Origin of the sequence: Methylobacterium sp. J-043 (genome assembly GCF_022829505.1) — a bacterium.
GTDB lineage: Bacteria > Pseudomonadota > Alphaproteobacteria > Rhizobiales > Beijerinckiaceae > Methylobacterium > Methylobacterium extorquens_A.
Map to the genome: position 1 here is coordinate 68,760 of NZ_JAKSYB010000040.1, position 24,460 is coordinate 93,219.

Annotated in this window: 23 protein-coding genes and 2 pseudogenes; 17 read left to right on the top strand and 8 right to left on the bottom strand. The window is 64.5% G+C overall.

All coding sequences use genetic code 11. The annotated features are described in order from the left end of the window. The first annotated feature begins 3 nt into the window (after positions 1-3). The 11 genes from MKK50_RS08825 to MKK50_RS08875 are packed head-to-tail and all read left to right on the top strand — an operon-like array spanning position 4 to position 10,392. Complete coding sequence (locus MKK50_RS08825) at positions 4-1,185, top strand: type IV pilus twitching motility protein PilT (RefSeq protein ID WP_253374153.1); 1,182 nt, start codon at positions 4-6, stop codon at positions 1,183-1,185. Further along, complete coding sequence (locus MKK50_RS08830; RefSeq protein WP_253374154.1) at positions 1,166-1,795, top strand: YcbK family protein; 630 nt, start codon at positions 1,166-1,168, stop codon at positions 1,793-1,795. Before MKK50_RS08825 ends, MKK50_RS08830 begins: the two co-directional genes overlap by 20 nt. Next, the gene (locus tag MKK50_RS08835) at positions 1,792-2,037 is read left to right on the top strand and encodes a hypothetical protein (RefSeq protein WP_499021762.1); all 246 of its coding nucleotides are present in this window, start codon (positions 1,792-1,794) and stop codon (positions 2,035-2,037) included. The genes MKK50_RS08830 and MKK50_RS08835 overlap by 4 nt, the downstream gene beginning before the upstream one ends. Further along, the gene (locus MKK50_RS08840) at positions 2,022-2,696 is read left to right on the top strand and encodes a hypothetical protein (RefSeq protein ID WP_253374156.1); all 675 of its coding nucleotides are present in this window, start codon (positions 2,022-2,024) and stop codon (positions 2,694-2,696) included. The genes MKK50_RS08835 and MKK50_RS08840 overlap by 16 nt, the downstream gene beginning before the upstream one ends. Next, on the top strand, positions 2,693-3,091 hold the full coding sequence (locus tag MKK50_RS08845) for a hypothetical protein (protein ID WP_253374157.1): 399 nt from the start codon (positions 2,693-2,695) through the stop codon (positions 3,089-3,091). The genes MKK50_RS08840 and MKK50_RS08845 overlap by 4 nt, the downstream gene beginning before the upstream one ends. Continuing rightward, positions 3,088-4,035, top strand: a complete 948-nt coding sequence (locus MKK50_RS08850) for a M23 family metallopeptidase (protein ID WP_499021764.1) — start codon at positions 3,088-3,090, stop codon at positions 4,033-4,035. Before MKK50_RS08845 ends, MKK50_RS08850 begins: the two co-directional genes overlap by 4 nt. After that, the gene (locus MKK50_RS08855) at positions 4,032-4,796 is read left to right on the top strand and encodes a hypothetical protein (protein WP_253374159.1); all 765 of its coding nucleotides are present in this window, start codon (positions 4,032-4,034) and stop codon (positions 4,794-4,796) included. The genes MKK50_RS08850 and MKK50_RS08855 overlap by 4 nt, the downstream gene beginning before the upstream one ends. Further along, on the top strand, positions 4,793-5,815 hold the full coding sequence (locus MKK50_RS08860) for a hypothetical protein (protein ID WP_253374160.1): 1,023 nt from the start codon (positions 4,793-4,795) through the stop codon (positions 5,813-5,815). The genes MKK50_RS08855 and MKK50_RS08860 overlap by 4 nt, the downstream gene beginning before the upstream one ends. Continuing rightward, entirely contained in the window at positions 5,812-6,807 is a 996-nt protein-coding gene (locus tag MKK50_RS08865; protein WP_253374161.1) for a hypothetical protein, read from the top strand. The genes MKK50_RS08860 and MKK50_RS08865 overlap by 4 nt, the downstream gene beginning before the upstream one ends. Before the next feature lie 9 nt (positions 6,808-6,816). Beyond that, positions 6,817-9,060, top strand: a complete 2,244-nt coding sequence (locus tag MKK50_RS08870) for a DotA/TraY family protein (protein ID WP_253374162.1) — start codon at positions 6,817-6,819, stop codon at positions 9,058-9,060. 3 nt (positions 9,061-9,063) lie between these two features. Next, on the top strand, positions 9,064-10,392 hold the full coding sequence (locus tag MKK50_RS08875) for a hypothetical protein (RefSeq protein ID WP_253374163.1): 1,329 nt from the start codon (positions 9,064-9,066) through the stop codon (positions 10,390-10,392). A gap of 498 nt (positions 10,393-10,890) precedes the next feature. Here the strand turns inward: MKK50_RS08875 and MKK50_RS08880 are convergent, their stop codons facing one another. Further along, positions 10,891-11,283 carry a type II toxin-antitoxin system VapC family toxin gene (locus MKK50_RS08880; RefSeq protein WP_253374164.1) on the bottom strand — a complete coding sequence of 131 codons (393 nt, stop codon included), beginning with the start codon at positions 11,281-11,283 and terminating at the stop codon, positions 10,891-10,893. Positions 11,284-11,287: 4 nt separating this feature from the next. Then, positions 11,288-11,536 carry an AbrB/MazE/SpoVT family DNA-binding domain-containing protein gene (locus MKK50_RS08885; RefSeq protein ID WP_253374165.1) on the bottom strand — a complete coding sequence of 83 codons (249 nt, stop codon included), beginning with the start codon at positions 11,534-11,536 and terminating at the stop codon, positions 11,288-11,290. A gap of 177 nt (positions 11,537-11,713) precedes the next feature. Here MKK50_RS08885 and MKK50_RS08890 point away from each other — a divergent pair, with 177 nt between their 5' ends. Then, on the top strand, positions 11,714-12,775 hold the full coding sequence (locus MKK50_RS08890) for a tyrosine-type recombinase/integrase (RefSeq protein WP_499021767.1): 1,062 nt from the start codon (positions 11,714-11,716) through the stop codon (positions 12,773-12,775). A 182-nt stretch (positions 12,776-12,957) separates the two neighbouring features. On the opposite strand, the gene MKK50_RS08895 is transcribed toward MKK50_RS08890, so the two are convergent. The 3 genes from MKK50_RS08895 to MKK50_RS08905 form a co-directional block, all read right to left on the bottom strand. Beyond that, entirely contained in the window at positions 12,958-14,175 is a 1,218-nt protein-coding gene (locus MKK50_RS08895) for a PP_RS20740 family protein (RefSeq protein WP_499021768.1), read from the bottom strand. Continuing rightward, positions 14,165-16,183: an ATP-binding protein gene (locus MKK50_RS08900; RefSeq protein WP_499021770.1), complete on the bottom strand. Its 2,019-nt coding sequence runs from the start codon at positions 16,181-16,183 to the stop codon at positions 14,165-14,167. Before MKK50_RS08900 ends, MKK50_RS08895 begins: the two co-directional genes overlap by 11 nt. An 82-nt stretch (positions 16,184-16,265) precedes the next feature. Continuing rightward, positions 16,266-17,336: a DNA cytosine methyltransferase gene (locus tag MKK50_RS08905; RefSeq protein WP_499021772.1), complete on the bottom strand. Its 1,071-nt coding sequence runs from the start codon at positions 17,334-17,336 to the stop codon at positions 16,266-16,268. Positions 17,337-17,579: 243 nt separating this feature from the next. On the opposite strand from MKK50_RS08905, the gene MKK50_RS08910 reads away from it, so the two are divergent. Beyond that, the gene (locus MKK50_RS08910; protein WP_499021777.1) at positions 17,580-18,053 is read left to right on the top strand and encodes a very short patch repair endonuclease; all 474 of its coding nucleotides are present in this window, start codon (positions 17,580-17,582) and stop codon (positions 18,051-18,053) included. A 165-nt stretch (positions 18,054-18,218) separates the two neighbouring features. On the opposite strand, the pseudogene MKK50_RS08915 reads toward MKK50_RS08910, so the two are convergent. Further along, positions 18,219-18,619 (bottom strand): annotated as a pseudogene (locus MKK50_RS08915) (transposase family protein); the annotation flags it as partial. Here MKK50_RS08915 and MKK50_RS08920 point away from each other — a divergent pair. Next, positions 18,522-18,779 (top strand): hypothetical protein, encoded by a 258-nt coding sequence (locus MKK50_RS08920; RefSeq protein WP_499021779.1) that lies wholly within the window; start codon positions 18,522-18,524, stop codon positions 18,777-18,779. The pseudogene MKK50_RS08915 and the gene MKK50_RS08920 sit on opposite strands and share 98 nt — an antisense overlap. 627 nt (positions 18,780-19,406) lie before the next feature. Here MKK50_RS08920 and MKK50_RS08925 read toward each other — a convergent pair. Beyond that, on the bottom strand, positions 19,407-20,843 hold the full coding sequence (locus MKK50_RS08925; protein ID WP_499021775.1) for an IS1182 family transposase: 1,437 nt from the start codon (positions 20,841-20,843) through the stop codon (positions 19,407-19,409). Between the two features lie 292 nt (positions 20,844-21,135). On the opposite strand from MKK50_RS08925, the gene MKK50_RS08930 reads away from it, so the two are divergent. The 3 genes and pseudogenes from MKK50_RS08930 to MKK50_RS08940 form a co-directional block, all read left to right on the top strand. Continuing rightward, complete coding sequence (locus MKK50_RS08930) at positions 21,136-22,107, top strand: PAS domain-containing protein (protein WP_253374183.1); 972 nt, start codon at positions 21,136-21,138, stop codon at positions 22,105-22,107. Next, positions 22,108-22,308: an alpha/beta hydrolase family protein gene (locus MKK50_RS08935; RefSeq protein ID WP_253386696.1), complete on the top strand. Its 201-nt coding sequence runs from the start codon at positions 22,108-22,110 to the stop codon at positions 22,306-22,308. It begins immediately after the preceding gene. A gap of 65 nt (positions 22,309-22,373) precedes the next feature. After that, positions 22,374-23,305 (top strand): annotated as a pseudogene (locus MKK50_RS08940) (IS630 family transposase); the annotation flags it as partial. Positions 23,306-23,660: 355 nt separating this feature from the next. Here MKK50_RS08940 and MKK50_RS08945 read toward each other — a convergent pair. Then, entirely contained in the window at positions 23,661-24,218 is a 558-nt protein-coding gene (locus tag MKK50_RS08945; protein ID WP_253374184.1) for a hypothetical protein, read from the bottom strand. Positions 24,219-24,460: the final 242 nt, after the last annotated feature.

Consider the following 24,460-nt stretch of genomic DNA (forward strand, 5'->3'; position numbering starts at 1 on the left):
GCCATGCTCTGGACCGGCGCCACCCGCTACCCCGAGGAAGACATCATCGTGCACGGTCGCGATGATGTGTCCCGCCTCCTCGTCCATGCCGTCGCGATCGACGCCTCGGACGTGATCTTCCAGTCCGGCCGGCCGGTGCTGGCCTCGGTCCACGGCCACCTCTGCGCCCTGACCCGGGTCTGGCTCCAGCCGAGCACGCTGGCGCGGATCGCCACCGAGCTCACCGCGACCGACTCGATCATGTCGAAGCTCTACTCGGGCCAGGATTTCGACCGCGCCATCACCATCGAGGACCGGGCCGGGGCCGCCCGCGACGCCGAGCCGGTCCGGCACCGGTTCCGCATCAACGTGACGGCGGGCTACTACGAGGGCGACGTCGGCGTGCAGATCGTCTGCCGCCACATCCCGGCCGATCCGCCGACCGTGGTCGGGCTCGGGGTCGACGGCGACGTCGTCGCCGAGTCGACGCCCGCGCAGGGCGCCGTCATCGTCGCGGGCGAGACCGGCTCGGGCAAGACCACGACGCTGGCTGCCCTGATGCGCCGCGTCCTCGAGGAAGAGACGCCGATCCACGGCAACATCCTCACCTACGAGGCGCCGATCGAGTTCGTGTTCGAGGGGGTGCCTTCGGCGAGCTCCACCATCATGCAGCACGAGATCGGCCTGCATCTGCCGAGCTTTGCGGCCGGGGTGCGCAATAGCCTCCGGCGCAAGCCCTCCCTCATCATGGTGGGCGAGCTGCGCGACATGGACACGATCCTGGCGACCGTCGAAGCGGCCCAGACCGGCCACCCGATCTACACCACCACCCACGCCAACGACGTCGCCCACATCCTGCGCCGGTTGACCCTGAAGTTCCCGGCCGACCTGCAGGTCCAGGCCTTCCACGACGTACTGGCCAGCACCCACCTCCTCGTCTCGCAGCTCCTCGTGCCGCGGGTCGGCGGCGGCCGGGTCTGCCTGCGCGAATGCCAGGTCCTCACCGACCGGGTCCGCCGCGAGGTGGCGCGCGCCGGCATGGCCGACGCCGTTGACACCCTGCGCACCATCATCGGGCGCGGCGAGGATGGCCGCTCGATGCGGGTCACCGTCACGGCTGCCCTGGAGCAGGGCGCGATCGACGTGAAGACCGCCCGCCGTGTCCTCGATCGCTACGGATATCGTGATGCCCGTCTCGCGGCGTAGCCTCCTCACCGGCCTCGCGGCCACCGCCGCCCTGCCCGCCTGCGGGATCGACCGGACCTACGCCGGAGCGCTCGCGGGCGCCGTCGCGCTCCCGCCGCCCGTGCGGCTGTGGCTGCGGCGCGAGGGCACCGGCGAGGAAGTGAGCGCGATCGTCCGGGCCCCGGATGGCTACAATGCGCGCGACCTCCTGCTGCTCTCCTGGCTCCTGCGCGACGTCGGGGACGCTAGCTCGGCCGTATGGATCGATCCGCGCCTGTTCGACCTGCTTGCCGCCGTCCAGGACGCAATGAGCGCGGTCCACGGCGCTGCCGTGCCGCTGATCGTGACCTCGGGCTACCGGACGCCCCAGCACAATGCCGGCCTCGAGGGCGCGGCCAGAAGTTCGCTGCACCTCGCCGGTCGCGCCGTCGACCTGAAGGCGGCCGGCTACGCCCCGGACGCGGTCGCGGTGGCCGGTGCGCTCTGCGGCCGCGGCGGCGTCGGGATCTACCCATCGTTCTGCCACCTCGACATCGGCCACGCGCGGACTTGGGCCAGCGGCCGCAGGGCGCCACCCGCCGGGCAGCCGATGCCCGGCACGCCGATCACGAAGCCCGGGGAGCCCGCATGAGCGATCGTCATCTCCCCTGGCGCTGGTCCGCCGTACCGCTGCGATTCTTCGGCATCCACGGAAGCATCGCGGCGTTCTTCCCACTGCTGATCGTAACAGGTCTCAGTCGCTACACATTCATCGCCATGGCGCTGTACGCAGCGTTCCTGGCCTACTGCAATCATCGCAAGATGGGGCCGATGCGGTTCCTGAAATACATCTGGGCGAAGTTCATCGAGGGTGGCAAATGGCCCGCGTTCTAGACCCGACCCCGCCCCGGATCCGGATGCGGACCTCGCTGCGCCTCGCCGTCGTTGTCGGCGGGCTCGCGCTCGCCGGCGCAGCTCCGGCCCAGGCTCAATCGACCGGAAACAACTGCCTGGTGCGCCAAGCGGCCGACGCCGCCGTGCAGCGCCAGATCGCCCTGATCGACGCCGCCAAGGTCAATCCGTCGAGCTTCTTCAACGGCCCGAATAGCTGCATCGCCGGCGACCTCCTCAGGCGGTTCGACCTCTCGAACCTGATCCCGGACCTGTCCGGGTTCCTCACCTCCGGGGCGACGAGCTTGATCTCGTCGGTGATCGACGCTGCCAAGCGACAGGTCTGCCAGATCCTCGACGACCAGCTCAGGGACACCATCCGCAGCATCAACCGGCAGATGGGCGGCTATCAGAACTCGCTCTCCGGCGACCTGTTCCGGCAGCTCAACGGCTCGATCTCGCCGATCGCCATCCCGAACATCAACGGGATCGGCTCGTACAACCACATCCAGAACTCGGCATTCGGCTCTGCGCTCAACCTGAGTCAGCCCACGCAGAGCGCATCCCCCGTCGTCATTCAGCCGGAGGCAGCCCCAGCCGCAGCCCCGCCGATCTCAGCTCCTGCTCCCTCGGGCAGCAACTTCGGAGGCATGTTCCAATGATCCGTGCGGCTCTCCTTTCAGCGACGCTGTTCCTGGCTGCGATCGGCTCTGTGCAGGCCCAGAAGCTCACCCTGCCGGTTGGTGTGTGGGGACATGACGGTCCGAAAGGACCCGACTGCAAGAAGCCGTTCCTCAAAATTGAGGAGAAACGAATTCTCCACCGTTTCGATGAAGGCGAGGGTCGTTGCACGATCAAGACGGCTCGAAAAAAATCCAATATAATTTCTTTAAAAACGAAATGTGATTGGGACGCCAGTGTTCCGCCAGAGTTGCAGGAAGGCCCTGACGAAGCAGATGGTGACTCATTCTCCCTTAAAATTGTAAGTAATACAAAGATACTATTCAATAACACCGAATTTGGTTTCTGCTCGGCCGCCGAGGGGAGCGCTCAATGAGCCGCATCCGCTCGAACGGTCTGGCGTTCATAGCCTTGGTCCTCTTCTGTGAACCGACGAAAGCCGGAACCTGCCTTTCCGTCGACATCATGAGCCCCGGTGGGCAGCGGGTCTCATCCCCCTATGGCGTGGATAGATCTGGCCGGCCGGGCGCCTCGGCCGGATACCACCAGGGCATGGATATCGTGAACAGCCAGGGAGCCGGGACGCCGATCTATTCGGGCTCGTCTGGATCAATCACATACAGAAACTTCGGCAAGGGCGGGGTTATCGCAGACGTAACGTCCGGGGATACGCGGTTTTTCTACCTCCATATGAACGTCGCGACTTTCCAAAACAGGGAGAGTTCGACGATCTCGGCGGGTGAACAGGTCGGGACAATGGGGTGCAAAGGCATGGATCGCTGTGCCCCCCATCTCCACCTCGGCACCCTCCTCAAAGGCAGCTCACTTTCGACGACGGGCACGAACGGCCGCGTCTGGCGCGAGGGAACGAGGAAGAGTGTCAGTCCCCTGACCGCCGACGCGATCAAGGAGGCCGTCCCTTCAGCTTGGTACTACGTCAATCCCGAGCCGTTCCTGCCGCGCCAGATCCCGATCTCGAACAAGTACCCGGATATGGCGGGCGGGCCACGCGATACCACCCTGCCGAAGACCTGCTCGCCTGGGGCCAACGAGGGCGCGGCCAGCGAGACCGTGTCGCGCTCCGACAGCCAATCCCAGCAGGCTGCGATCGCCAGCGCTGCCGAGAAGGCCACCGGCTCCGAGGACCATGCGATCAAGGTGGCCAACCAGCCCACACGCAGCCTCTACATCGAGCTCGCCCGCATCAACGCGACCGAGCTGACCGCCAACACCTTCGACTACGACGCGCAGATGGATGCCGCGCTCGCCCAACTCGTCGCCTTCTACGCCCTGGATGCCCAGCCGGAGGCCAGGCCGTGACGCGGCTGCGCCTCCTCCTTCCAGCGAGCACCATCCTTGCGACCGCCCTGGCCCTCCCGGTCGAGGCTCAGGGGTTCTTCCCGCAATGGGAGATCTCCCTGCAACGGCTTATGTCCGGCATGAAGGTGTCCGGGGCGCAGTCGAGCACCACCGCGCTTCAGACCACCAACGGCCATAAGGCCGCCGCGGAGGCCGTCGCCTCGACCCTGGTGAGCCAGGACAACGCCCTGCGCCTCGCTCAGGCCCAACACCAGTACGGCTACGATACCGGCACGGGCTATGCCGCCTGCAACATCGCGCTCGGGATCTCGCAGGAGCGTGACAGCTACGCCTCCGCGACGAAGGTCCGCCAGGCCTTCCGCCAGGCCGACCAGCGCTGGTTGACGGGCGGGGGCAACGCCGCCGAGCGAATGGGCGCCACCCTCGACCAGCGCCGCACCTTCTACTGCTCGCCCTCCGAGCAGGACACGGGCTGGTGCACGGGCGCCAAGCCCGGCGGCTACGGCGCGGGCGACTCCGACGCAGCGCCATGGCTGTTCAACCGGGACTACGGCGCCGAGGAGGTGATGACCGCCGCCGACTATCTCGACGTCGTCGCCCCCCTGCCCACGGTGAAGCCCAACCCCGCCACCGCGGAGGAGGATGCCGCCCTCGTTCAGGCCCGCCGCCAGGGGGCGATCCTGAGCGGTGCCCGCGCCAGCCTCGTCGGCGTCCTCGTCGGCGGCATGGGCGGCGACAGCCGCCAGGGAGGCACGCCGTGAGCCGGGTTCGCCTGCCCGCAATCGGGGGCTTGAGCGCCGTTGTCGTGGCGATCGGCGTCGTCGCTCCGGCTCAGGCCCAGACCTGCTTCGGGGTCGAGCACCGTGTGAACCTGCAGACCTCCGCTCTGACCACGGCGATCACCGGCGCGATCACCACCACCGAGGCCGCCCTGGTCGCCCAGGAGATCGCCGAGCGGGCGCGGCTCCTGTCCGCCATCAAGGTCTTGACCGCGCAGTCCGCGGCCGGTTCGGACCAGGTCTCGAACGGCTTTCGCGCGTCCAGCGAGGCGCTGGTCACCACCGTCGTCACCCAGGAGCAGCGCCAGGCCGTGGCGCTCGCTGCCCACCGCTACGGCTCGGTCGGCTACGATCCGTGCGGCTCGAACACCAAGGCGCAAGGCCTCTACACGGCGATGACGGGCTCCGCCGCCGTCCGCCGGCAGATCGTCACGCCCGTTCGCGCTCAGCCCGGCCGCTACGCCGACCCGAAGGACTGGGTCGCCGACGTGAAGACCGGTGACGCTCCCGACGGGGCCGCGCTCTACAGCGGCGACACCGCGGCCGCCTCGAAGTTCATCAACACCGTCGTCGGTCCGCCCGATCCCCAGCCGCGCAACACGGCCGGCACCGCCACCAACGACCTCGACCGGCTCCAGAAGACCGGCCGCGACACTTACCGCTCGATGACGGCCAGCGTGCTCGCCGACATCGCCGCCGACTACCGGGCCGACGGCCCGATCGCGCAGGCGCGGGCCCTTTCGAGCCACTGGCAGGGCAACGACGGCGGCGCAGCGTGGGCGGCCGGGGTCGCGGGCCAGCACGACCGCGGCATCATCCAGGACGCCGTGCGGATGGAGGCGGCCAACCTCGCCCTCCTCGCCCACCAGATCAAGCGGGGCATGCGCACCGAGGCCACCGCCGCGGCGCTGCTCCTCGCCATGGTCAACGCCCGCATCTCCAACAGCGTGCCCAGGCCCGGTCGCGGGCTCTCCACTCCAGCGAGCTTCCGGACGCCATGAAGCAGCTTCTCCTCGCCGCGTCCGTCGCGGCCTACGTCTGCGCCCTCGCATCCCCCGCGGCGGCTCAGGTCTGCGGCGTCTTCGATCCGCTCTGGATCGCCGGCCACAACACCGCCAACGCCACCCTGACCGCCCGGGTGACCACCATGGGCACCAACATCGCCACGCAGCGCAGCTTGACGCTGGAGATGCTGCTCTCGGCGATGAAGGTCCAGACGGCGCAGACCTCGACCAACGGCGAGCGCGAGGTGAACCTCGTCAGCAATACCCAGCAGGCCGTCGCATCGACCCTGTCCCAGGTCGCCCAGCGCCGCGCCCTCGTCGACGCTCGCGAGCAATACGCGATCGACACCGGACAGGGCGTGAACGCCTGCGGCGCGATCGACCTGATGAACGCGACCAACCGCGCCATGGGCAACGTCACCATGAGCGGCCGGGAGACCTATCGCGGCCTCGACGTGGCGCCGGGCAAGAACGTTCCGCTCCAGCAGGCGACCCGCGACCGACTCCAGGATCCGACCAAGACGGATGCCGGAGTGCTCTTCGATCCCTCCGCCAGCGACGACGACCGCAAGGTAGTGATCCAGGCGATGGCCGGCCTGCCGATGCCCAAGCCCACGGCCGCGATGCCGGGCTCGGAAGCCGACTTGATGATGCTGCGTGCCCGCCGGGTCGAGGCCCTACGCTCCCCCGCTCTCGTCTCGCTCAGCGCCGTGCGGGCGATGTCGATCGCCGAGGGCCACGAGGTCGGCAGCGCCGCCCCGTCCCCGCTCGCGCAGCTCGAAGCACTCATCGGCCAGTACGGCGGCGGGTCCCAGTACGAGGCGTGGTCGGCCGGGCTCGCGGGCCAGTCCGAGCATGGCTTGCTCATCGAGCTCACCCGCATGCGCTCGATGTCGCTGGCCCTGCGCCAGCAGCTCATCGAGCAGCAGGCGCGCACCTCGGCCGTGTTCGGCACCATCCTGGCCACTCAGGCCGGCGGCAACCTCTAGGTGCTTCCCATGCTTCGCAGAATCGCCGCCGGTGCCGGCAGCCTTGGCCTCGTCGCCGCTGCGACCGCCGCCCAGGCCCAGACCACGGGGCGGGAGATCTTCACGCCGGTCCAGAACGACCTCGCGCTGGTCAACCTGCGCAAGCTCCTCGGCTGCGTCGTCGACGGCGTGTGGACCGCCGCCACATGCACCGACGACCGGCCGCTCACGGTCGCGCTCGGCTACTTCAACGGCGCCTGCCTGATCATCGCCACGATCCTCGCCTGCTATCTGCTCTACTCGATGGTCGCCGATACGGCGAACGACGGCCAGGCGTTCGGGCGCGGATCGAGCGCCAAGTACACCCTCCTGCGGGTCATCACCGGCGCGATCCTCAGCCTGCCGATCAAGTCCGGTCTGTCGCTGGTGCAGATCCTGGTGGTGCAACTCGCCGTCTGGGGATCCGGGTTCGGCGACACCCTCTGGACCCGCGTCGCCGGTACCCAGCTCAACGGCATGTACGGAACGCTTACCCAACCGACCCAGGCGCTCGGCGACTTCGCCTTGCGGGGTAAGCTCGCCAAGGTGCTGGAAGGGCGCCTCTACGGCCACGTCTGCGCTCAGTCGTTGCAGCAATACGCCAACAACGTCTCAGGACGCGATAATGCTGCTTCGATCGTCTCACGAACCGTTGTCGATAGGGGCAGCTTCGGATCATGGAGCCCGAAAACGACAACATATTACTTTGCCGACAGTAATGGGTATTTTCGCAGATCAAATAATCTCTGCGGTTCGGTGGTCTACGAGCATCAGAAAATCAACGCAAACATTGCCGACACGAAGGACGCCACTACGACATCGATCCTCATTGCCCTGGCCGAGCAGCAGAGCCAGCGCGCGTTTCAGGCGGCGATCAACAGCCTCGACGGAGCAGCCAGCGGGATTGCCACGACCATCATGTCCGGCAGCCGCGACGACGAGGACATCCAGACCCGCATCAAGGCAGCGGTCGACGCAGCCTATGACAGCGTCAGCCAGAGTCTGACCCAGAGCAACAACGCCCAGCTCGACAGGGCGCTTCGCGACTACCTCACGAACGCCACCGACAACGGCTGGCTCTCGGCCGCCATGTGGCAGCGCTCGATGAGCCTCGTCCAAGCCAAGCTCCTAGCCGCTTCGGCTGGGCCGAGCGCTTCGATCACGGCCGTTCCCCCGGCCGCAATCCACACTTACATGCCCTCTCTCGGCCACAGCGCCTTCTGGCCCCTTGCCCAGGAGGCGCAGCGCAACGTGACTTACGTGGGGACGTTCAGCGGCTTCGTTGCCGCCCAGGGCACGGGCAGCGTCGCGCGCATCGCCAGCGACGACCCGGCCGCGCAGGCAGACGCGCCCAGCCAATTCGCCAGGGCGCTCTCAGCCATCTACTCGGGCGTGCTCAACGTCATCAGTCGTCCGGAAACAGGGACGTGGAAGGACCCAATCCTCGAAGTGCAGGAGATCGGACAAAGTATTGCGAACTGGGGTATTGTGGCGACGGGGGCCGGTGTCAGCTCGGATTTCGTTGGCTGGGGATTGGGTTTTATTAAGCATCCGGCCGTGCAGCTCGGGCAACAACTCGCCGAAACGGCTTCCGGTTTCTTTTACTTCCTCGGCACCATTCTGTTTGCGGCTGCTTTCATGCTGGTTGGCCTCGTGCCGTTCGTGGTCATCGTCCACTTCCTGATGGGCACTTTCAATTGGTTCCTCGTCGTCGCCGAGGCGATGATAGCGGTGCCGATCTGGCTTCTCACCAAGTTCATGCCCGCCCGCTCCGATAGCTTCGTCGGCAACAGCGGTCAGGGCTATATGTTCTTCCTCGGCATCCTGCTCCGGCCGCCCCTGATCGTGATCGGCCTGCTCGTCTCTCTGCTGCTGATGCGGTTGGGCCTCGACATCACCCACATCTTCTTCCGCGGAGCCCTCGCGATGCTGTCGCCCGACGGCACCATCGCCTACGCGATGGTCGGGACCGCTGGGCTGTTCGTGTACGCGGTCATCCTGTTCTCGATCGTGATGATGTCCGCCGGGCAGATCAGCGCCCTGCCCGAAACCGTGCTCTCGTGGATCGGGGGGCAGATCGAGCGCCGCACCGGCAACACTGCAGCGGTCGGAGCAGCCGCGATCGTCATGCCGCGCTCGCCCACCCAGGTCCCGACCCAGTCGAGCGGCCGGATGGTCAAGGATGGCCGGAGCAACGCCCAGACCATGCTCTCGAAGATGCGCGGATGGGAGTAGGCGATGAACGACGCCACTCCCAAGGAAGTCGCGACGCATTTCGGGATCGCGGTCGCCTTCGCCTTCTCGGCGATCGCCGCACCGTTCGTCCCCGAAGCCATCCTGGCTTACGCGTGCTACCGCTACCTGCGCCACTTCACCTACGGCTGGCGCACTTGGCGGGCGCCGGCGCGTGTCCCGCTCCACCTCGGCCGGCGCGGCTACCGCGACGAGACCACCCGCCGGCGCGGCGACGCCACCTGGCCGGTCGGCCTTGCAGCAACCGGCCAGGTCTGGCTTCGCCGCGAGGATCTCGTGCAAGGCCTGTCTTTCAACGGCAATGATCCGCTTTGGCAGGAGCAGGCGATTTGCAGCCTCGTCCTCGGTTCCTGTATCAACCGTATGGGTGCCATCGTCGTACAGAGCGCCAAGCAGCCGATGCTGTCCGAGCGATTCGCTGAGGTGGCGAAGTCATACGGCCGGGACAACGAGATCTATTCCATCGATCTCGCGGCCGCGCCGCGGTCGCCGCTGCGGATCAGGTCTTCGACCCTGTCCGCCGCCATCGCAGATCTGGGGCTCGGGCCCGACGCTGGCGCCGTGAATCGGAAATTGATGCCGGTCATCGAGATGCTCGGCGCCCGCCACGGGAAGAACCCGCTGTCGCTCTACGAGGCGTTCACCGACGAAGCCGCGCTCGGCCGTTTGGTCAACGGGGAGTACGAGATCGACCGCGAGGAGGTCAGCGCTGCACGCCTCTCCTCCTCGGATGGCGCCGCCCTCAGGGCAGCGATCAAACCGCTCAGGGAACTTAAGGAAGAGACGCGGGAGAACGGGCGAAAGGCGCTCGCTGTTCATGCTCGGGAGATCGCCAGCCTGACTACCGTCTCACTTTCCGAGGGCTTCGATCTGCGCTCCGCCCTGTCCACGGCCGGACTGGTCTGCATCCGCCCGTCATCGGCACTCACCACCGCGCTCGTGATCGCGCGGTGCGTCGAGGTTCTCGCGGAGGGTGATGCCGGGCACGCTGCGAACGCCCTCGTCCACGTCGTCTACCCAGAGGAGCTGTCGGGAGGCTCAGCACGGCGCCTGCGCGCCGCTGCCATCGCGGGAGGAGCGGTCAGCAGCCTCTCCCTACCCGCAAGATCCGCGAATCACGTCTACAAGGCCACCCGGAACATCGGCGCCATCAGCATCCAGGAAAAGCCGATTGCCGCCCCTCTCGACGGCACACCTCTCGGCTGCAAGATCACGTCCGCGATCAAGGAGTGCCTATTCACGCTGGATATCCAGCTACCTAAAGCACCCAAGCTACAATCCGCGAATGTTCCAACAAATACAGATCAGCGTTAGAATACGATCGAATTACACCTGATAGGCGTTTCAGGTTGACAGCTTCCAGCTTGGTCACCGATGTGGCCTGTCACGACTCCCTTACGGAAGCCATCGCAATCCCTAGAGAAACCGCCGCCGCAGTCAGACCCTGAAAAGCCATCGGCCCCCACCTCCCGGCAAGGAGATGAGGGCCGACTGACCGTCATAGGATTCGCGAGGGCTAAAAGCGCTCCTCACAAGCCAAAGAATATCCCCGGGCCTCAAGCGAGAAGGCACACTTCTTGTGACCATTGAGGCCGTTCAGCATCCGGTAGCCTCCGTTATACGTGCGGTGATCGACGAAATCGCATGACCTGATCTGACCAAGTCGCTCCGGCCGCATGCGGAGACAGAAGCCATACGGCTCACCGTCTCAACAACTTCAGGGTTGACGCAATCAGCGCTCATCCTTCAGCACTCCTGTTTCGTCTCTGATCCGATCGTCAGCTTTTGCCATAGAAGCGGTGCCGGTCATCGTCAGCGCACGAGTTCAACCTTGACGCCGACTGCATCGTCAAGATCAGCCCAGGCTTGGTCAGCCGTGAGAGCGGTGAGGCGCTTCGACTTCGCCAGCGCCAAGCAGGCGCGGTCCCCGAATGAGAGACCGGCCTGCCGCGTGGCCTGACGAAGCGCACCGCCTTCGACGGCCTGCACGCGATCGAACTCGACCACCGTCAGGTGCAGGTGCTCGAGCGCGCGACCCACCGTCGCGACGGCCCCCCCACGCTCCACGAGCTTGGCCACGACCTCCGAGTAGTTGACCGCGGAGATGACCGATTCGGAGAGGGCTGCACGCACGCGGTCCTGTCCATCCTCCTGATTAAGCAGGCAGAGCAGGGCGGATGCGTCCAGAGCGTAATTGGCGGCCACGAAGTCACTCCTTGGCCGCTTCCGCACGCCGGTCAGAGATCAGCTCATCGACTATGCTGACCCCGTCGGTGACCAGACCGCGAACGAGCTTCTGGATCTCGGCAATGGCTGCATCGCGCGATCGGACCCGAAGCTCCCCATCGACCATCTCCATCACGACGGTATCACCGACCTGAAGCCCCATCTCGCGACGGAAGCTGGCAGGGATGACGAGTTTCCCTCCATCCACGATTTTGGTTGAGCGCGAATCCATGGTATTCCTGCCGCTTGGGTAGCACAGTGGTATCTATACCAAAAAAGCTGGGGTGGCCAGAAATGCCGGTTATCACATGAAGTGACGTTCATCCCCGAGTGTGATATTGCATCCGATAATAGGAGCTATCGCAGGAAATTTGTGGATCGTTAGGATTTGAACGGCTAAGCTCCCGCCATGGAGCTTGACGCCGCCGAATCCACCTCCGAACCGACGCCCCGCGTGTTTGCTGCACCGGTCCCGTTCGCCGACGCGCTGCCGCCCGGTTTCGACCTGCTGATCGAGCGGCTCGAGGAACACGCCCGTGCCGCACGCGGGGCGTTCGCCGACAACACGATGCGCGCCTTCGCCGCCGACAGCAGGATTTTTTCGGCGTGGTGTGGGCAAGCGGGGAGGGCGATGCTGCCGGCGACACCGGAGACGGTCGCCGCCTTCATCGACGCGCAAGCGGAGGCGAAGGCGCGTGCCACGATCGAGCGCTACCGCTCCTCGATCGCGGCCCTGCATCGTGCGGCCGGCTTGCCGAATCCTTGTAGCGAAGAAATCGTCCGGCTGGCGTTGAAGCGGATGAACCGGGCCAAGGGCCGGCGCCAGAAGCAGGCCGAGCCGCTCAATCGCACCAGTATCGAGCGCATGCTGGAGATAAAAGCGCCTGAACGGCTTCACCGGCGCGTCACGGAGGCCAAACGCGAGACCCCGCTGATCGCACTGCGCAACGCCGCGCTGGTCGCGGTCGCCTACGACACCCTGCTGCGCCGCTCCGAACTCGTCTCTTTATATATAGGGGATCTGCACAGGGGCGCCGACGGCTCTGGCACCGTGCTGGTGCGGCGTTCGAAGGCCGACCAGGAAGGGGAGGGGGCGATCAAGTACCTCGCCCCCGACACCATGGCGCATGTCGACGCCTGGCTCGCGGCCGCGCACCTCGAGGGCGGGCCGCTGTTCCGGCCGCTGACCAAGGGCGGGCAGGTCGGTGCTGACGCCCTTGGGGGAGGGGAGGTGGCGCGGGTGTTCCGCGATCTCGCCTCGGCCGCTGGGCTGAAGCTGGCGCGGCGGCCCTCCGGGCACTCCACCCGGGTCGGGGCGACGCAGGACATGTTCGCGGCCGGCTTCGAACTGCTCGAGGTGATGCAGGCCGGCTCGTGGAAGACGCCGGCGATGCCGGCCCGCTACGGGGAGCGTCTCCGCGCGCAGCGCGGGGCCGCCCGGAAGCTCGCCACGTTGCAGAACCGGGCGTAGGCGAGCTGAGAGCGCCTTTCCCTTCATAAGCACAATCTTTTTATCGTCTCCAATAATTTAGCGCAGCAGATTTTATGTGACTGCTGCGCATTCCTAGACAGACGGCACTAGATCTGCTTGGCTAGATACGGTGTATATTCAGGTGTTGCAGCAGGGATTGAAGGATCAAGAGACGGACCCTGTCAAACCGTAAGCGGCGGCAGCTCCCCAGAGCCCGATTTTCTCTGAGATAGCCAATCGCGATATTCTGCGCCACCGTCTTGCACAGGATAGTTGGCTTCAGCCAGCAGCAGCAGAGTTTCGACTGTCATCTGTTCCGCAAGACCGGGATCACTGTCTATTTTTCCGTCAAGATCAAAGAGTTCTTTTGTCGATTTTAGAAGCCCTAGGCCAAGCTCAATCTCAGTTGGCTCCGGTTGTGCCTGCTGGACTGGAAGCAGACCGTGGATATCACCCGGACTCCTGTGAGATGGCGATATCAGAAAACCGAGCGACAGCATGTCATATCTATTTTTTACAGAATAGTAGCAGCTCTCCAGCATGTGGACTGACTGGCGCGGTGTTCCGCTTTGGACATATGCTAAAAGCCATTTGCCAAAACTCACGCAGAATAGATCTTTAAACGTCTCCTGTGATAGATTTTCCGGATTTGATAGGGATTGGGATAATCCATCCCCTTCGGCCATAAGAAGCTCTGCCATTCCCTCCCGAAACGTATCGCTGGAAGAAATGTTGCTCTGCACGGCGCGGATAAAAGCGCTCATATTGCTGACGTGTACTTGGTTTGGGTCAAGCCGCGTCGTCAGAAAGAGAAGCCAGGGGTCGCGGGAAGACCGCGTTTGGATTTGGATGATCTCGCCAAGAGCCTCAACGTAAGTTTTGCCTTCGCCTCCGAAAGCCTTTGCTGCGAAATGACCGGTCAGATCCGCGTTGACGATATGATAAGGGCCTGACGCCCGTACGCTGTTCTGTGCTGGCGTTGGATGGCCAATCGCTTCGAAGCGGTCGACCACGATGTGGGAACTGGACCGGATGTTAGGCAGGCGCCTGATTGCCGTCTCAGAGAGGTTGAGCTGATCCCGGTCGGCCCGGCCGCCCGCAGCCACAAGCCCGGTGTAGTGAAGATCGATCCGGCGCTTTTCACAGAGTTCTCGCAGGAGCCGGATGTCGAACATGTCTTCACCGGGCAGACCAAGATAGCGGAGAATTTCCGCGCCGGTCGAGAACGTCACTGTTTCCAGAAGGCGCTCGACCTCGTCACGCCATTGAAATAGCCGCACCCATTGTTTCCGCGGCTCATGCCACGGGGCAAATGACCGCTGCTTGAGCGGTCTTGGACTTTTGGGTCCGGTCGGAATAACGAACTTGCTGAATTCGTCTTCGCCATCGTCATCGATCATGGGGGGCCGCAAAGATTGTCAGGATGTCGTCAATCAGCTGCTGCTGGGCGTCACGCGGAATTTGCTCAAGAAGGGAGTACGCTTCCAGAATTGTCACCAGGCCCCGAATCTTGTCTTCGGCAACTGCCGAAGCGCCAGTAGCCTGTGCAAGACTGAGGGTGCCGACCCGGTCGAGCACGACGCTGTCGGACTGTCCCTTAAGCGCCAGATCGACCGCCTGGCCCGGCCCGAGAAGGATTACGTCCGGCGGCTCTTCGGCGTCCTGACCACGGAGACGCGTCCACACACGTTCGGAATGCCTGGCGATTTCCGATTGGATGGTGGTGACAGTCTGCTGCTTGCGAAGGTCGGCGGCATCCTTGGTGATGCCTTTCAGGCGGTTCGTTGCCTGCTTGACCGCCGCGTGGACCCAGCGCTGAACCCATTGGTAGTGAGGGTGTGAATTATTGAAGGACTCCCGGTCTATGTTCAGCGCGGGATCAAGTCCAATCGAAATAAAAACTTCTGACGATATCTGTGCCAGGCGATTTAATTCAGAAACTTTGTAGTCCATGAATGTTTCATCGAACAGCACGCCGCTCGATCTATTGATTCGGATGAGAACTCCATTATTTTCCTTGGGAATTATGCGAGAATTCCAGTAAAGATAAGCATTGAATTCCAGTCCGCCGCCTCCAAGAGCAGCTGGATATTTGCCCAGGTTCGACTTGGCCTGGCCAAAAAACATGAGGGGCGAGGGAACTGATGATTTTGCCTGAAGCTGGCCTTCGAATGCGATAGGACGCAGCAGCTCTACGTCGTCAATGACAACCCGAAATGCGCCGCACGGATCTTTGACGGTGTCTTCCAGGCCAAGCCTGGCACCGATTGTTTCGCCGTCATTGAGGTAGATTGGCTCCGCCGCGCCGCGCGCCTTCTCTGACAGCTTGTAGAACGCGATGCCATCGTCTGACGTCAGTTGAAAGGGATGCTTACCGATGTAACTCACCGGTACCGCGAGACTGAGACGCCAGAGCGTAGCGAGATATTCGTCCAGGCTTTCCTCAACGGCGGGATTGCGCTTGTTGGTGGCCTGACCTTTGACGGCATCGAAAAGCTGGCGAAATTTTTCAGCTGGAGCGGCATCGGACTGCCAGGGCAGGGACGGTGGGCGGCGGTAGAGCTCCGGTTTCCATTCACCGTCCGGAGTTTCCTTTTCGTCAGTGCCGTTCTCCTGCTGCCACGCAACACTCGCGTCCTTGTCGATTTCACCGATGTGGTAGGCGGGGACCGGAAGGCGTGTTCCATCTTCCGCTGCTAGATCCGCAGCCCGCCATTTGTCGCTGCTCCGCAACTGCTCCCTGGCCTGAAGACGGAGGTCCATGATCACGATGTCCGTTCCATGGTCATCGGTTTCCGAGGTCGGGATGGTTGTGACAGCCACTTCGCCGGTTGTGAATTTTGCCTCGCCTCCGGTACCGGCGCTGAGATTTTCCTCCGAGTAGGTCCGCAGAACGATGTCGGCCGATGTTCGAAAATCATCGCCTGCGCGCTTCGTGATGATCTGAAAATGCTGGCTGAGCTGTGCGATGGAGAAAATGCCGATGCCAATCTTACCGATCAGGCGCCGTCCCTTCGGGCTCAGCTCGGGATTGGACGCATCCACGGTATTCAGTCTGCGGCCACCAGCCGTGCGCTTCGAGCTGCCGCCGATATGATGGATCAGATTGGCAAGCGCCTCCGGCGACATGCCCGCTCCATTGTCGGAAACAATGACCCGGTCGAACCTCGGAGCGTCCGTGCGGATCTCGACATATGTCGCGTCAGCATCGTAGGCATTGGAGATAAGTTCACGGAAAGCCGAGGACGGCCGCCGATAGATTCCGTCAGTAATTCGCGCCAGAACCCGCTGATCGACGCGCAGTGTGGAATAGGCGGCCTTCCCAGTTCCACGCTTCGTCCGGATTTCAGCCGCGAACGACTGCCCATCTTCAGCGCTTGCCGCGGCTTCGTCCAGTGTGTCGCTCATGCTGAGTCCCCAACTGGGATGCCTGGCCGCCTCATGGTCCCGGTAGAATGACCGGGACCGCAGTAGATCGCCCTTGGTGTTCTCACGCGGCCTCTGGGATATAAAGCGGCAGCTCCCCCTGCGGGCTACGAAAGACGCCCGTTTCCGTACTATCTGCCTGATCGCCCATCATCGAAGCGCCGATGGAGGTCGCGACGGCCCGCGCCAGGGGTGGAGGCACTGCGGCGCTGACCTGAAGGATCTGAGAAGATAGCGATCCGACGAGGACGTAGTCTGGGGGGAATCCCTGAAGCAGCAGCGCCTCGTAGACACTGAGACGTCTGCGACAGTCGGGGTGCACGTGCACCTCGCGGTTTCCATAGGCTACTGTCAGGCTGGGACGGTCCCAGCGGAGCGTCTTAAAGCTTCGGTGGCTGGCGCTTCCCGGCACCAGCATGCCGGGTGTGGAAAATCTGCGCGATTTCGGCCGCATAGCCCAATGGTTGGGATGATGCGGTATGGCATCTGGATCCATGCCCGGCTCCCATAGAACCGGCTCAGGGAGCCGGCCGATCGCAGACGCAACTGTCAGCGCACCACCTGCCAGCGTTTTTGGCAGCGGAGGTTTCCATCGGCACGCGGGGAAAAGCTCGCGGTTGAGCCCGACCAGAAAGAGCCGCCGTCTTTTTTGTGGCGTCTCGTGGTCGACCGAATTCAGGATCGCGCTGGAAACGGAAAATCCGGCGTGCTCCAGCCGCAATATGATCTCGTCAAGCCTATGCCTGTGCCGGACCTCATTCAGACCCGGAACATTCTCCATGACGAAGAATGGAAGGGGGTGTCTGGCATTCAGCGCTGTAAGGAGATCGGCATAAATGAGGGGCAGTTCATGCCGCGGATCGTCATCGGAGCGGACCTGGTTTGCCTGGCTGAAGCTCTGACAGGGAGGGCCGCCGATCAGACCCGTCGGGCGGCAGACTCCGCCCCACAGCTCATCCAGCCGCCGCAGGGTCAGGCTGCGAACATCCTCGACGCAAGCGCGCGCCTCGCCGGATCTGTTCCGGCGATAAGATGCAATGCTGTCAGGATTGCGGTCTGCCGCGAGGCCGACAGCATGACCCGCCTGCTCAAACCCCAGATCCAGCCCACCGGCACCGCAGAACAAGCTCAGCAACACTGCGAACCCTTTCTACGCGACGCGATGCCCGCACAGGATAATGAATCCCCGGTTCGGCGTATACCTGGCGGGCCCCTAGGCCAGAACGTTTCTTGTGGGATGTTGCCTGTACGCACCGCCGCGCGGACCCGGATCAAAGCCTCCCCAATGGGGGATAAGGCTCTGGACTGGAACCTGCGTTAACAAGAGGCTTTGGCGGGGTCACCGGACATCAGGGGCAGGAACACAATGGCTGATATGATGACGCCCGAGCAGCGCAGCCGGTGCATGGCCAACATCGGCTCGAAGAACACCAACCCGGAAATAAATGTGCGCCGTATCGCCCACGCCGCGGGATACCGGTTCCGGCTCCACCGGCGCGACCTTCCTGGAGCTCCAGATCTAGTTTTTCCAGCCCGCCGCAGAATCGTGTTTGTGCATGGATGCTTCTGGCACCGCCATCCCGGATGCCGCCTCGCTTCTGAACCCAAGACGAAGGCTGACTTCTGGCAGGCAAAATTTGAGCGCAATGTAAGCCGTGACGCAGCCAGTGAGGCGGCTCTGATTGCCGACGGATGGTCCGTCCTCACAATCTGGGAATGCGAGACAAGACAGCCGGACAGCGTTGCGGCTCGGCTGCGGGAGTTTCTCGGTCCGCCAGGCTCCACGGAAGCAGGCCGGCCACGACACATCCAGAAGGCCTGCTGCTCTGACTGCGCCGACCGGTCGGCTTGAGAGCGTCAAGCTTCCTCGCCTGGGATGGGCGGTGTCTCCATGCTGGGATAGACACCGCGTCCCGTACCGGAGGCGTGCAGGTTTAGGCGCAGCATTTCGGTCGCGGTCATGGTCTGCCGGCCGGGACAGATCGCCACCGGCTCTCTCGACGCAGTCAGAGCAGCAAGCCCAGTCGTCGATGCCGACCACGCGCGGCGGCGGCGGTACGGTCCCGCGACGACGGACAAACGTAGGACGGTGTCGCCGCTGACCGGCATGGCCATCCGCCGCGACAACCTTGCGCTGGACTCACCGCACAGCACCATGCTGATATCGGTCTAACGCCTCGGTCAACCAGTCGCTGCGTCGCCCCTTGCGCGCGCCCAGTCCCGGCACGGGCTCGGCAAAGACCCGCCCGGACAATGGACGCACTGGAAACGGCGCACCTGCACCCGCCACGTCATCGCCCGATCCTGCCAAGGCAGGTCCTTGAACGTCCGCCAATACCTGCTGTGCACCCGCGCCGAGGCACGCCCGCACACACGACAGAAGGCCTGGGCCGCCGTGGTCCGAGCGGTGGTCAGCAACCCCGTTCCATCCAGCGTCAGGTTATCGACCTGCAGGCCGTCCGGGACCGACGACATCGACGGGTTCGAGATCGGCATCGCGCTGCCCTCGGGCTACTACGCGAACCAATGCATGAATCACCCCGCAGCACCGAAAGTGTGGATCGGCGTTGAAACATGACCCTATGCGAAGCCCCGCCAAGTCTCTGATAAATCAACAAGATCCGAATATGGGTGGGGTCAGGATCGGCGCCTTTCCTGACCCCACCTCGCAGGCAAATTCGGTCGATTTGGCAATGGCCTAAGCAGAATTGTGGGAGGGGTCATCCTTCGACGCTGATCCACAGGGAGCCGCATAATCCGCTTCAGAAGCTTCGGAGAGAGGGGAGGGGACTACGGTTCACTGTGGCACCCTGCCCTACCGCTTCGCTGACGATACGAAGCTGAACGTGGTATGTTGGTAGAGCTTTTCCGTGTTCCGGGTTATACGAAGGCTTCGGATCGAAGCTAACGACTTTTGGTTCCATAACGTATATTATGCGAATACATGGTGTAGGCGCAAAATTGAGATGACACCCCCTGGCCAAACCCAAATGGCACCGCTTCTTTCATCGAGGTGGCGGAGGGCGTGCTCAAGTCATGAGGGCAAACTTGTCCCCTCCCCTCTCGCACATCAGACCGCCGCTGCTGATCCCGAGCGGACATTCGAGCTGCGGCGTTGAAGGTCCGTATTGGGTGGAGACTGTGTGAGAACGCGTTTTGGTCTATCGGTGCGGAGCGGAGATGGTGCGCGAGGTGCGGCGTGCTCTCACGCCCGGAGGGCGCTGAGGAGCGTTTCAACTCCGAGGATCGCCAGCACCCTCTTCAGATTATAGGCCAGGACTTGTAGGCTCATCTCGGTCGCCACGTTTTTCAACCGTCGCGTCCGGAAGTGGGTCGCCCCCATCCAGCCCTTGAGCGTCCCGAACACGTGTTCGACCGTTTGCCGCCGCGTGCGCATCGCGTGAGAATCCGCGTCGAGCCGGCGCTGCACGGCTTCCAATACCGCCTCGTGCTCCCAGCGCGTCACCCGCCGCTCCTTGGCTGGCGTGCAGCGCGCCTTGAGCGCGCAGCCGTGGCAGGCTGTCGTCCAGTAGCGCCGTAGCGTCAGCCCACCCTCAACATTCGTGTAGCGGTAGGGGAGCTGCTCACCGGCCGGACAGCGGTAGGTATCCGTCTCCGCCTCGTAGACGAAGTCCTGTTTGCCGAAGCGCCCTTCCGCCTTGGCACCCGAGGTCAGCGGTTTGGGCAGTGTCACCGCGATGCCGGCCTGATCGCAGGCTAGGATCTCCTCGCCCGAGAAGTAGCCGCGGTCAGCCAGCACGCTGAGCGCTTCATGCCCGGTTGCGACTTGGCCCTGGCGGCTCATGTGCGCCAGTTGGGTGCGGTCGTGCCCGACGTTGGTGACCTCGTGGGCGACGATCAGATGATGCTCGGTGTCGACGACCGCCTGCACGTTGTAGCCGACCATCCCCGTCCCCTTGCCGCGCGTGGCCATCGCCCGCGCGTCCGGATCGGTCAGCGAGATCTGCCGGTCGGGGGCGGCTTCGACGAGCGTCTCCATCGCCTGCAGTTCGCGCATCCGCGTCCGCAGGGCGTCCAGACGCTCCGCGATGCGCACCTTGCGCACGTGGGCGACCTCGTCCTCCTGGCGATCGGCGGTGTCGAGGGCGGCGAGATAGCGCGCGATGCTGGCCTCGATCTGCTCGATGCGGCGCCGGACCGCCGCCGGGGTAAAATTGCGATCACGCGTGTTCACCGCTTTGAAGCGGCTGCCGTCGAGAGCCACGATACCACCGGCCAGGAGGCCGAGTTGTCGGCACAGCACCACGAACTGGCGGCAGGCGGCCTGGATCGCAGGACCATTATCGCGCCGGAAGTCGGCGATGGTCTTGAAGTCGGGGGCGAGGCGGCCGGTCAGCCACATCAGCTCGACGTTGCGACCGGCCTCACGCTCCAGACGGCGGCTGGAAGTAACTTGGTTGACGTAGCCGTAGAGGTAGAGCTTCAGCAGCGTCGCGGGATGGTACCCGGGCCGTCCGGTCGCGGCCGGCATCATGCTCGCAAAGCCCAGGGCCGTGAGATCGAGCTCGTCTACGAACAGGTCGACGACGCGCACCGGATTGTCTTCGGACACATAGTCGTCCAACCGGTTCGGCAACAGCGTGACTTGGTGGCGATCCGCACCACAGATGAACCGCGCCATACACGCCTCCGCTGTCCCACAGAGACTATCAGAACCGCTACGTTTTCACACAGCCTCGGTGGGGAGCAGACCCTGGCTCTCTGCCAAGAAGCAGACGTCCCATATCTGAAATCGCCGCTTCGCTTGCAACCTTAGCTTGGTACAGCCGAATTCAGCAAAAAAAAGACCATAGCGATCTCAGAAACACGTCAAAGCAAATTTCGTGATCTGACACAACTTTGCCTCAGCAGCTAAACAAACGCTGACGATGATCAACGTTGCGCGCCCCCTTCCATCACAGAGTATCCTTCGCTTGGTCGAAGGCTTCGGGCTAACGGGGACGTGGTCGTGGACATTCGCCGCGAACGAGCATGTCTGGTCGCCGGGCCTGTTCCGGATCCTCGGGCTCGAGCCGAATTCGGCCCGACCGGAATACGGCCTTCTCCTCGCCCTCGTTCACCCAGAGGACCGGGACAACGTCACCTCGACGTCGGAATTGCTCCAAACCGGTCAGATGACGCAGCAATCCTTCCGGATCATCCGTCCGGACGGGACGATGCGCACCGTGATGAGCCGTGGCGAGGTGATTGTGGCGCCTGACGGGCGTCCGCTGCAGGCCATGGGCGTGCTGATCGATGTGAGCGACCGCGAGATGCTGGCGCGCGCACAGGCGGCGGAACGTCGGCGGAAGAGGACTCTTTTCGAGCAAACCGGCGCGTTCACCTCCGCAACTCCCGTCTATCCCTACACCGACTTCTCACCAGAATGGCTGGAGCTGGTCGGGCTGCCGCGGAAGGAATTGCTCGAGGAGCCGACGCTCCCTGTCTTGAAGGAGGAGCGCGCCCGCTGGCGCGACCATGGTCGCGAACTCTATCTGGCGCGACAGGTCGTCCACACACAGCCCCGTCTCATCCTGGCCAGCGGCGAGATCAGACCGTATCGGATGGTGATGGTGCCGATGCGGAACGCTGCCGGCGGCCCAGACGGCTGGGTGAACTACATCGCGCCCCTTCAACTCACCGGGATGACGCCCGGCGCGGTGCGGCAGAGCCTGGAACAGCTCGTCCGCGGGTTTCATCTACGCGCGGGTCGCGCCCTGCTCGGATGGTCGATGCAGCAACTCGCCGAAGCGGCTGGCCTTTCTTTTTCGACCGTTCGCCGGCTCGAAGACGAAGACGTGAGTGCCTCCCGGCGCGCCTGCCAAGCGACAATCCAGGCGCTCCGAAGCCACGGCATCGTCTTTTCATTCATGGAAGATGGGACTTTGGCGCTCGGCAAGCGGTGAATGTTCCTCAGCCACGGCACACGGGACGCAATGTGGTCGGTGGCGATGACTCAGCGGCTCGAAGCTCGCTTGCTGCAAGCTGGGCGCACCCCGGAAGTGCATCTGTTGGCGGGCCAGGATCACAGCCCGCATGGCGAGGATGAGAACGAGCACCACCTCAGGCTCATCACATTCCTGCGGCGGACGCTGGAGGCCGCTTAGAGCACCATCCGAGCGTGATGAAACGGCTAGCGAGGTGACGGGTTGGTCGGCGAAGGAGAGCGCCGATGTCCTCAGCCCTGTCCGTCGATCTGCGTCAGCGCGTGGTCGTTGCCGTCGCGGCCGGCGCCTCCCGGCACAAAGCTGCCGAACGCTTTGGGGTCAGCCTGGCGAGCGCCAGTCGGTGGTGTGATCGCTTCGCCCGTGAGGGCCACGTCGCGCCCAAGCCGATGGGCGGTGATCAGCGCTCGCACCAGATCGAGGCGCGGGCCGACCTGATCGTCTCCCTCTACGAGGCGCAGCCCGGCATCTACCTGCACGAACTCCGTGCGGCTCTCGCCGAGCACGGCATCTGCGTGGCCCAGAGTAGCCTCTCGCGCTTCTTCAAGCGCCACGGCATCTCGCGAAAAAAAGTACGGGGCACGCGGCCGAGCAGGACCGGGAGGACGTGAGAGCTGCGCGCGAGGCGTGGTTCGAGGGCCAACTCGACCTCGACCCAGATCGCCTCGTTTTCATCGACGAGACCGCAGCCAACACCGCCATGGCCCGGCGCTACGGGCGCGCTCCACGGGGCGAACGCTGCCGGATGAGCGTGCCACAGGGCCACTGGAAAACCACCACCGTCACGGCGGGTCTGCGCACCAGCGGCATCACCGCACCCTGGCTGCTGGACGGTGCCATGAACGGGCATGCCTTCCGCACCTACGTGGCCGACGTGCTCGCTCCAACGCTCCAGCCCGGCGACACGGTCGTCATGGACAACCTGCCAGCCCACAAGGTCAGCGGCGTCCGCGAGCAGATCGAGGTGGTGGGAGCCCGGCTGCTCTACCTCCCAGCCTACTCGCCCGACTTCAACCCGATCGAGATGGCCTTCGCGAAGCTGAAGGCGCTGCTGCGCTGCGCCGCGGCGCGAACCATCCCAGATCTCTGGGACGCCATACGGCGCAGCCTAACCCGCTTCGCGCCAGCTGAATGTCGAGCCTACCTCGCCGCTGCAGGCCGGGGCCGTGATCTCCGACCGGCTTCTGACCGATCTGATGAGCGTGCACGCCCTCGGCCTGCGCGACGCGCTCGCCCGCGATCCCGACGCCGCATTGCTCGCTCTGCTGCATGCTCTTACGCTCCGGACCTTCTAGCGGGGGAGCGGCGCGAGGGAGACATGCCTAGAGATCAAGGCGCGCCACATCGCCCTGGCGAGCGCCGTGCCGGGGCTTGCCGACAACCCGGCGGCGGCTGCGATCGCCGAGCGGCATGCCAGTTGGTCCCAGCAACTACCATCCCGGCCCCAGGATCTCTGGTCGGCATTGCGCGTCTCCGATCATGATAGCCGGCATGACCTCCTCGCGCATTGCACGTCACTCAGCCTCAATGCCGTGATCCTGCCGCACGCTCAGCTCGACCGCGCCGTGTCGCCCGCCGACCGGATCGCCCGGCAAGTCGGCCTCGACATGACCCGCAGCTTCACGCCGAACGTCGCGAATTATTTCGGGCGCACGACGAAGGCCGGCATCCTCGCCGCGGTGCGAGAGGCGAAGGGCGAGACGGCGGTTCAACTCATCGACCATCTGCGCAAGGCCGACATGGCCGCGGAAGCGGAACGATTCGTGGCCAGCACCGGATGGCTGCCGCAGCCGCTGCGCACGCCTGAGGAGGGCGACGAAGCCCCCTCCCCTGCCCCGGAATGGTGTCGACCACGGCGCGGCCGCGGAGACCGGCACCGTGCTTCCCGCCTTCCTGACCGACCCGGACGCGAGCGCCTTGCCGGAGGCAGAAGCCTGGCCGCAAGCGGCCGAGTAGCGCCAGGGCCTTCCTCCGCCTCGACCGACGCCGGCCCGCTGCGCAGCGGGCCGTGCGCTGGTCCGGTGGGAGCCGCCCGTTGCCCGTCCCGAGATGGGCTGCGCGTCGCTCTGCATGCCCGGGCTGCCGCGGCGATGCGGCGTTACCCACGGCGCAGGAGAGGCCGGGCACAGTCGGGAAGTTCGCGAAAGTCGCAGGCGCGCGCAAGAGCAGGCCCGCGACGCGGCCGTCATCTCAACGGAGCCTTCCATGATCTCGTCTGCTGCCATCCTGCCGTCCCGCGTCCCCTCCCCTCGCGTCGCGGCACCCCACGGCCGATGCGCTGATCGCCGCCGCCCATGGGGTGCCGCGGCGCGTC